Source organism: Marilutibacter maris (genome assembly GCF_006546735.2).
GTDB classification, from domain to species: Bacteria; Pseudomonadota; Gammaproteobacteria; order Xanthomonadales; family Xanthomonadaceae; genus Marilutibacter; species Marilutibacter maris.
The window spans coordinates 1-7915 of sequence record NZ_VICD02000330.1; the positions used below are offsets into that span (position 1 = coordinate 1).

At 68.5% G+C, this 7915-nt stretch carries 9 protein-coding genes and 4 tRNA genes; all 13 read left to right on the forward strand.

Annotation, left to right across the window (positions count from 1 at the left end):
• The coding region (gene lolB / locus FKV24_RS18405; RefSeq protein ID WP_249041093.1) for a lipoprotein insertase outer membrane protein LolB at window positions 1-532 on the forward strand (532 nt) is incomplete at its 5' end.
• A gap of 49 nt (window positions 533-581) precedes the next feature.
• Entirely contained in the window at window positions 582-1463 is an 882-nt protein-coding gene (ispE, locus tag FKV24_RS18410; protein ID WP_141483431.1) for a 4-(cytidine 5'-diphospho)-2-C-methyl-D-erythritol kinase, read from the forward strand.
• 50 nt (window positions 1464-1513) lie between these two features.
• Window positions 1514-1590: transfer RNA gene (locus FKV24_RS18415), tRNA-Gln, on the forward strand.
• 140 nt (window positions 1591-1730) lie between these two features.
• Window positions 1731-2690, forward strand: a complete 960-nt coding sequence (locus tag FKV24_RS18420) for a ribose-phosphate diphosphokinase (protein ID WP_111267097.1) — start codon at window positions 1731-1733, stop codon at window positions 2688-2690.
• Between the two features lie 121 nt (window positions 2691-2811).
• Window positions 2812-3465, forward strand: a complete 654-nt coding sequence (locus tag FKV24_RS18425) for a 50S ribosomal protein L25/general stress protein Ctc (RefSeq protein WP_111267096.1) — start codon at window positions 2812-2814, stop codon at window positions 3463-3465.
• A gap of 69 nt (window positions 3466-3534) precedes the next feature.
• Window positions 3535-4116, forward strand: a complete 582-nt coding sequence (pth, locus tag FKV24_RS18430; protein ID WP_141483432.1) for an aminoacyl-tRNA hydrolase — start codon at window positions 3535-3537, stop codon at window positions 4114-4116.
• A gap of 94 nt (window positions 4117-4210) precedes the next feature.
• Window positions 4211-5302 carry a redox-regulated ATPase YchF gene (gene ychF, locus FKV24_RS18435; RefSeq protein ID WP_141483433.1) on the forward strand — a complete coding sequence of 364 codons (1092 nt, stop codon included), beginning with the start codon at window positions 4211-4213 and terminating at the stop codon, window positions 5300-5302.
• Window positions 5303-5797: 495 nt separating this feature from the next.
• Entirely contained in the window at window positions 5798-6484 is a 687-nt protein-coding gene (locus FKV24_RS18440) for a TetR/AcrR family transcriptional regulator (RefSeq protein ID WP_141483434.1), read from the forward strand.
• Window positions 6481-6978, forward strand: coding sequence for a DUF8051 family protein (locus tag FKV24_RS18445; protein ID WP_141483435.1), 498 nt, complete (start codon window positions 6481-6483; stop codon window positions 6976-6978). Before FKV24_RS18440 ends, FKV24_RS18445 begins: the two co-directional genes overlap by 4 nt.
• 248 nt (window positions 6979-7226) lie before the next feature.
• A tRNA-Tyr gene (locus FKV24_RS18450) sits at window positions 7227-7312 on the forward strand.
• A 240-nt stretch (window positions 7313-7552) separates the two neighbouring features.
• Window positions 7553-7626, forward strand: a tRNA-Gly gene (locus FKV24_RS18455).
• Between the two features lie 32 nt (window positions 7627-7658).
• A tRNA-Thr gene (locus FKV24_RS18460) sits at window positions 7659-7734 on the forward strand.
• Between the two features lie 71 nt (window positions 7735-7805).
• Window positions 7806-7915 (forward strand): GTP-binding protein (locus FKV24_RS18465; RefSeq protein ID WP_137835413.1); only part of this gene is annotated, 110 nt, incomplete at its 3' end.

Below are 7915 nucleotides of genomic sequence, written 5' to 3' on the forward strand. Positions count from 1 at the left end.
GTCCTTGAGCGGCCGGGTCGCGGTGTCGATGAATGGCCAGGGCGGCAGCGGGCGGCTGGAATGGCAGCAGCACGGCCCGCGTTTCGATATCCGTCTCAGCGCGCCGGTGACGCGCCAGAGCTGGCGACTGGCCGGCGGCCCGGACGGTGCGATGCTGGACGGCGTGGAGGGCGGCCCGCGGACCGGCTTCGACGCCGGTCAGCTGCTTTACGAAACCACCGGCTGGTACCTGCCGGTGTCGGCCCTGGCCGACTGGGCCCGGGGCCTGCGCGCCGCGGCCGGCGGTCCGTCCGACGCGGCCTACGGTCCCGACGGCCGGCTCGCGGTGCTGCGGCAGGACGGCTGGCGGATCGAGTACAGCTGGCCGGAAGCCGGCGACGGGGCCGGGCTGCCGCGACGGATCGATGCCCGCCGCGACGGGGCCGACGGCCGTCAGGCCCGGGTCAAGCTGGTGGTCGACCAGTGGGACATCGAGATGCCGGAGGCGGTCGCTGCCGGCGCCCTCGAGGAGTCGACCGGTGGCGGCGACTGAGCGCCCGCGCGGTGGCAACCCCTGGGTGATCGGCGATTCAGGTTTCGACATGCGGCCGGATCCCGCCGGCTGGGTCGCCTGGCCGGCCCCGGCCAAGCTGAACCTGTTCCTGCACATCGTCGGTCGCCGCGACGACGGCTACCACCTGTTGCAGACCGTGTTCCGCCTGCTCGACTGGGGCGACACGATCCGCCTGCGGCCTCGCGACGATGGCCGTATCGTCCGCCACGGCGCCTCGGTGGCGGGGGTCGAGGCGGCCGATGACCTCACTGTCCGAGCGGCAGGCTTGCTGCAATCTGCCGCCAATATCGACAAAGGTGCGGACATCGTCGTCGAAAAGCGCATTCCTGCGGGTGGCGGCTTCGGTGGCGGTTCCAGCGATGCGGCGACCGTGCTGGTGGCCCTGGATGCGATGTGGGGCGCCGGTCTGGGCGTCGATGCGCTGGCAGCTCTGGGGCTGCGGCTCGGGGCTGACGTGCCGGTGTTCGTGCGAGGCCACAACGCCTGGGCCGAGGGCGTGGGCGAGGCCCTGCAGCCGGTCGAGCTGGCTCCGGCCGGCTACGTGCTCGCCGATCCCGGCGTCCACGCGGCGACCGCGGAGCTGTTTCGCGCCCCGCAATTGACGCGCGATTGTCCGCCCGCGACAATATCGGACTTCGTTTCGGGCGTTCCGCTCGGCAACGTGTTCGAACCGGTCCTGCGCGCGCGGGAAGACGCCGTCGAGGCGGTCTTCGCGGCGCTGTCGCGGATCGGTCGGCCACGTCTGACCGGGTCGGGCAGTGGCTGTTTCGTCGAGTTCGATGGCCTCGAACCCGCCGGACGCGCGCTGGCGACGCTGCCTGCCGGGCTCAATGCCTGGGCGGCGGCCGGCGCGGCGCGATCGCCGTTGCTGGATGCGCTCGAGGCCTATACATCGTCAGCCAGCACCTGAAGTCTCCGCGCGCGCCGGCATGGGCCGCGGGGATGGTGGTCGGAAGCAACAGGGGCGTCGCCAAGAGGCCTAAGGCACCAGGTTTTGATCCTGGCATTCGTAGGTTCGAATCCTACCGCCCCTGCCAATTCCATCGCCGCGGGTATGGAGCCGGTTCGTGAAGCCTGGTTGACAGGGGCGTACCCAAGGACTCGTCCATCAGGCAGCGCGGGCCGTATCGCCCACGCAGCATTCCCAAACGAACGCCGACATCGCCGGAGTCCGATCGTGCAACCCGACCGCAACCTGCTGGTGTTCAGTGGCAACGCCAACCGTCCTCTCGCCCAGGCTGTCTGCCGCGAACTCGGCATCCGCCTGGGCAAGGCCCTCGTCGGCCGCTTCTCCGACGGGGAAGTCCAGGTCGAGATCGAGGAGAACGTACGTCGACAGGAAGTCTTCGTGATCCAGCCGACCTGCGCGCCGAGCGCGGAGAATCTGGTCGAGCTGCTGGTGCTGGTGGATGCGCTCAAGCGCGCCTCGGCCAGCAACGTGACCGCGGTGGTGCCGTACTTCGGCTACGCCCGCCAGGATCGCCGTCCGCGCTCCTCGCGCGTGCCGATCACCGCCAAGGTCGCCGCGCGCATGTTCAGCGCGGTCGGTACCGACCGGGTGCTCACCGTCGACCTGCACGCGGACCAGATCCAGGGCTTCTTCGATCTGCCGGTCGACAACGTGTACGCCTCGCCGCTGCTGCTGGCCGACATCTGGCGCGCGCACGGCACCGACAACCTGATCGTGGTCAGCCCCGACGTCGGCGGCGTGGTCCGCGCCCGCGCGATCGCCAAGCGCCTCGACGACGCCGACCTGGCGATCATCGACAAGCGCCGCCCGCGCGCCAACGTCGCCACGGTGATGAACATCATCGGCGACGTCGAGGGCAAGACCTGCGTGCTGGTCGACGACATCGTCGACACCGCCGGCACCTTGTGCGCCGCGGCCAATGCGCTCAAGGCGCAGGGCGCGACCAAGGTGGTCGCCTACTGCACCCACCCGGTGCTGTCGGGCGCGGCGATCGACAATGTGACCAAGTCGCAGCTCGACGAGCTGGTGGTGACCGACACCATCCCGCTGACCGAGGCGGCCCGCGCCACCGGCCGCATCCGCCAGCTCAGCGTCGCCGAGCTGCTGGCCGAGACGATCCGGCGCATCGCGTTCGGCGAGTCGGTCAGCTCGTTGTACGTCGACTGACGCGGTTGCATCGAATCCGCCCCGTGGCTCCGGCCGCGGGGCACAACGGCTCACCTGGTCGCGGGTGAGTCATCCAAGCCGCCGCGAGGCGGATCAATGCTAGTGAAAGTGAGTAACCAAAATGTCCGAACACAGCCTCAAGGCCGTCAGCCGCAGCGATGAAGGGAAGGGTGCGAGCCGCCGCCTTCGTCACGCCGGCGTGATCCCGGCCATCGTCTACGGCGGCAAGTCCGCGCCCAAGTCCATCCAGCTCGACCACGAGCCGACCTGGCTGGCCCAGCAGAACGAGTGGTTCTACTCGTCGATCATCGACCTGGAAATCGACGGCAAGTCGGAGAAGGTCCTGCTGCGCGACATGCAGCGCCATCCGTACAAGCAGCTGATCATGCACCTGGACTTCCAGCGCGTCACCGCCGGCCAGGCGCTGCGCACCCGCGTGCCGCTGCACTTCGCCAACGAAGACAAGTCGCCGGCCGGCAAGGCCGCCGACGTGGTCGTGACCCACGAGCTGAACGAGATCGAGATCAGCTGCCTGCCGAAGAATCTGCCCGAGTTCATCGAGGTCGATCTGAGCGAGCTGAAGCTGGGCGAGACCATCCACCTGTCCGAGCTGAAGCTGCCCAAGGGCGTCGAGATCCCCGAGCTCAAGCTCGGCAAGGAGCACGACGTGGCGGTGGTCGTGGCCCGCGCCGGTCGCGTCGAGGCCGAGGATTCGGCCGCCGAGGAAGACTCGGCCGAAGTGCCGGCGTCCAAGGTCGAGAAGGGCGAGGAGTAATCGCGCCGTGTCGACGCTCCCGCACGGGCGGGGGCGTCGGCGCACGCCGATTGCATCGTTTCCGTATCGATGGCGGGACTTCGCCTCATCGTCGGGCTGGGCAATCCCGGTCCCGAGCACACCCGGACCCGGCACAACGCCGGGTTCTGGTTTGTGGACGCCCTGGCGGACCGCCTGGGCGGTCGTTTCAACGTCGACTCCAAGCTGTTCGGCTCGACCTGCCGGGTCGAGATCGGCGGCCAGCCGGTGTGGCTGCTGAAGCCGGCCACCTTCATGAACCTGTCCGGCAAGTCGGTGACCGCGGCACTGCGGTTCTGGAAGTTCGAGCCGGCCCAGGCGCTGCTGGCCCACGACGAGCTGGATCTGCCGACGGGCACCGCCCGGCTCAAGTTCGACGGTGGCCACGGCGGCCAGAACGGCCTGCGCGACACTATGCGCCTGCTCGGGCACGGCGGCTTTCATCGCCTGCGCATCGGCATCGGCCACCCCGGGCACAAGGACAAGGTCACGCCGTGGGTGCTGGGCCGTCCCAGCGGCGAGGACGAGACCCTGATCCTGCGCGCCATCGACGACGCGATCGACGTGCTGCCGCTGGCGGTCGCCGGCGACTACAGCGAAGCGATGAAGCGCCTGCACACGAAGAAGGACTAGCGACAGGATTGGCGATTGGGGATTCGGGATTCCCGCACCGCGAATGGTGGGCGGCGAATCCCGAATCCCGAATCACGAGTCCGGATTTCCAGACATGGGCATCAAATGCGGCATCGTCGGCCTGCCGAACGTCGGCAAGTCGACCCTTTTCAACGCGCTGACCAAGGCCGGGATCGCGGCGGCCAACTTTCCGTTCTGCACGATCGAACCCAATGTCGGGGTCGTGCCGGTTCCCGATCCGCGCCTGAACGCGCTGGCGGAGATCGTCAAGCCGCAGAAGCTGCTCCCGACCGCGATGGAGTTCGTCGACATCGCCGGCCTGGTCGCCGGCGCGGCCAAGGGCGAGGGCCTGGGCAACAAGTTCCTCGCCCACATCCGCGAAGTCGACGCGATCTCCCACGTGGTGCGCTGCTTCGAGCACGGCGACGTCGTCCACGTGTCCGGCAAGGTCGATCCGATCTCCGACATCGACACCATCGACACCGAGCTGGCGCTGGCCGACCTGGAGTCGGTCGAGAAGGCGCTGCAACGCGCCGAGCGCACCGCCAAGTCGGGGGACAAGGAGGCCAAGGTCCGGGTCGAGGTGCTCGGTCGCATCCGCGAAGGGCTGGATGCCGGTAGGCCGGCGCGCGCGCTGGACCTGTCCGAGGACGACCTGGTCGTGGTCCGCGACCTGTTCCTGCTGACCCTGAAGCCGGTGATGTACGTCGCCAACGTGCTCGAGGACGGGTTCGAGAACAATCCGCACCTGGACGCGGTGCGGGCGCGGGCCGCGGGCGAGGGCGCCGAGGTGGTGCCGGTGTCGGCGGCGATCGAGGAAGAGCTGGCCCAGCTCGACGATGCCGATCGCGACGCCTTCCTGGCCGACCTCGGCCTGGAAGAGCCGGGCCTGAACCGGGTCATCCGCGCCGCCTACACCCTGCTGGGTCTGCAGACCTACTTCACCGCCGGGGTCAAGGAAGTGCGCGCCTGGACGGTGAAGAAGGGCGCGACCGCGCCGCAGGCGGCGGCGGTGATCCATACCGATTTCGAGAAGGGCTTCATCCGCGCCGAGACCATCGCCTACGCCGACTTCATCCAGTACAAGGGCGAGGCCGGTGCGCGCGAGGCCGGGCGGATGCGCCTGGAAGGCAAGGAATACCGGGTCCAGGAAGGCGACGTGCTGCACTTCCGCTTCAACGTCTGACCCGCTCGACGTCTGACCCGTTCAACGTCCGGCCCCGTTCAACGCCGGGGCCGTCCGATATCCGGCACGATCGTCCTTCGATCCGGCCGGGCGCGGCGGCAGTCGCGGTGACCGATTTGAGCGCGGGCCGCCACGCCCCAGCAGCGGCCGCACGTCGCCGCGCCTGATCCGCGCCAGATCCGGGCGCCGTGGTCCTTGCTCCACCGCTCGCTTCCGGCGGGGGCGGTTTCCAGCCCGCGGCGCGCCCGCGGTTGCATCGTTCGAACCGGCGGCCCTGGTAGCGATGACGCCCGGGTCGATGCGCCCGGCACGGCCGACCCTTCTCCTCCTGGACAGATCGATGCGCGCCGGCGGCCGGTGCGCGCATGCCTGTGTCCGCGATTCCGTCGCCGCAGTTGCGTTGACGCCGCTTAGACCGCTGGTCTAAATTGTCCGTCCGCCCGGACCGGCTCAAGACGAGACGGCCGCCATGTACCCCCTCACACGAAGTCGTCCATGAGTCGCAGGCATCGGGCGCGAGAGCGCCTGCAGAAACTTTCCCCGGCCCAGCGCGGCGCCTGGCTGGACATCGCCGAGGCCGAGTTCAGGGCGCACGGATTCGCGGCCGCTTCGCTGAACCGGATCCTCGCCAGCGCCGGTCTCAGCAAGGGGCAGGCCTACTACTACTTCGCCGACAAGGGCGAGCTGTATCGCGCGGTGATCGAGCGTGCGCTCGGTGAGCTCGCGGGCCTGCTCGATACGGGCTTGCCGGAGCCGGACTCGGCCGAGGCCTACTGGCGCGAGATGGAAGCGCTGTTCGGACGGCTGACCCGCGTCCTGAAACACAACCCGCGCCTGGCCGAGCTGGGGCGCGGCATCCATCGCGAGACCGCGGCCCAGGTGGCGGTCGCCGACCTGCTCGCGACCCTGCGCGACCGGCTCGGGCGAACGATCGAGATCGGTCAGCAGGTTGGCGCGGTGCGTTCGGATCTGCCGCTGGCGCTGTTGACCGACGTGGCTTTCGCGGTCGCCCGCGAGATCGATCGCTGGTTCGCGCTGGACGCGCAGGACCTGGACGAGGCGGCGGTGCTCGATCTCAACCGGCGTGCGGTCGGGCTGGTGATCGCGATGCTGGCCTCGGTCGATGCGGTGTCCGACACCGCGCACGAGTCCTTCCCCTCCTGGCAAGGCGTGATCCGATGAATGTCCGTCGCCTCGTTGTTGTCGTCCTGCTGGTCGCCTCGACCGTAAACCTGGCCCTGATGGTGCCCGGCGGCTTCGTCGAGACCCGCGATTTCAGCGCCTATCCGGCCTTCGTGCTCGCGGCGTTCAACGCGCTGCTGACCGTGCTGGGTCTGGGCAGCCTCGTGCTCGCCGTAGCGGTGGCGCGCAAGGGCCGTGGTCATGGCCTGTCGGCCCTGGCGGGACTGGTGTTCGCCGGCGTCTATCTGCTCGACCTGGGGGCGGTCTTTCCGGTGACGCCGAGCCCCATGTCGGCATTGCTGTCGGCGCTGGAATGGCTTGGTGTCGGTCTGGGCGTGGCCCTGGCCGTGGCGTCGATCGGGCCGGCCCGAAGCGCGTCCACGCGCGCTGTGGACGGGCGCGCGGCTTCGCTGCCGTGGCCGCTGGGCGCCGCTCTCGCGCTGCTGGCGCTGGCCATCGTCGTCTTCGCGACCCGTGCGGCGATGGGCGGCTAGGGCGTCGCGGCCACACTCCGCATCTTCGCTTGCGCCGGATCTGCGTATATCCTTGTGCGCTGCCCGTGCATCCGCTTCGGTGGAGTCGGTGGCGCATCACCCCGGAATCGTGGGCGGCAGCCATCGACGACAGGGCGTGTCGTGCGTCCGAGATCGGACGCCGGCGACGGCGACAAAGAAATGTCGTCCCGATCGCAAAAAATGCATTGACAAGCTCGGAGACGAGCGCCAAAATTGCGGGCTCTTTTGGAGGGATACCCAAGCGGCCAACGGGGGCAGACTGTAAATCTGCTGGCTTACGCCTTCGGTGGTTCGAATCCACCTCCCTCCACCAGCTTCACAAGGTGGTAGCAGTAAAATCGGCAGGAAGGTTGCCGGAGCGAACGAGAGGTGGATGAGAGCCACCGCTGGTTCGGCGATGAAGCGACAGCTTCATCGTGCGCGCCGAGAGGCGCGGCCCGGAGGGTCAAGGTCGCGCAGCGACCGCAGCCATCCACCTCCCTCCACCAGCTTCAAAAGCAAGACCCCAAGGCCTTACCAGCCGAGGGTGCGGTACCCAAGCAGGTTTTCCGGCGCGGGAGTAGTTCAATGGTAGAACCTCAGCCTTCCAAGCTGATGGTGCGGGTTCGATTCCCGTCTCCCGCTCCATTGCTGCAACGCGCCACCTGCTGCGACAACCTGCTCACGTAGCTCAGTCGGTAGAGCACCTCCTTGGTAAGGAGGAGGTCGCTGGTTCGATTCCAGTCGTGAGCACCATATTCGTTTGAACTGGGCCGTTTGCCCGGCAGTTCCACTCAGTAAACCGTCAAGAGCGAGAAGCGATAGCCATGGCTAAAGGTAAATTCGAGCGCACCAAGCCGCACGTGAACGTCGGCACGATCGGCCACGTTGACCACGGCAAGACCACGCTGACGGCAGCGCTGACGAAGGTGGGCGC

Coding starts and splice junctions, on each gene's coding strand:
- ispE (WP_141483431.1), top strand. CDS start 582: ATGCGGCCGGATCCCGCCGGCTGGGTCGCCTGGCCGGCCCCGGCCAAG.
- FKV24_RS18425 (WP_111267096.1), top strand. CDS start 2,812: ATGTCCGAACACAGCCTCAAGGCCGTCAGCCGCAGCGATGAAGGGAAG.
- pth (WP_141483432.1), top strand. CDS start 3,535: ATGGCGGGACTTCGCCTCATCGTCGGGCTGGGCAATCCCGGTCCCGAG.
- ychF (WP_141483433.1), top strand. CDS start 4,211: ATGGGCATCAAATGCGGCATCGTCGGCCTGCCGAACGTCGGCAAGTCG.
- FKV24_RS18440 (WP_141483434.1), top strand. CDS start 5,798: ATGAGTCGCAGGCATCGGGCGCGAGAGCGCCTGCAGAAACTTTCCCCG.
- FKV24_RS18445 (WP_141483435.1), top strand. CDS start 6,481: ATGAATGTCCGTCGCCTCGTTGTTGTCGTCCTGCTGGTCGCCTCGACC.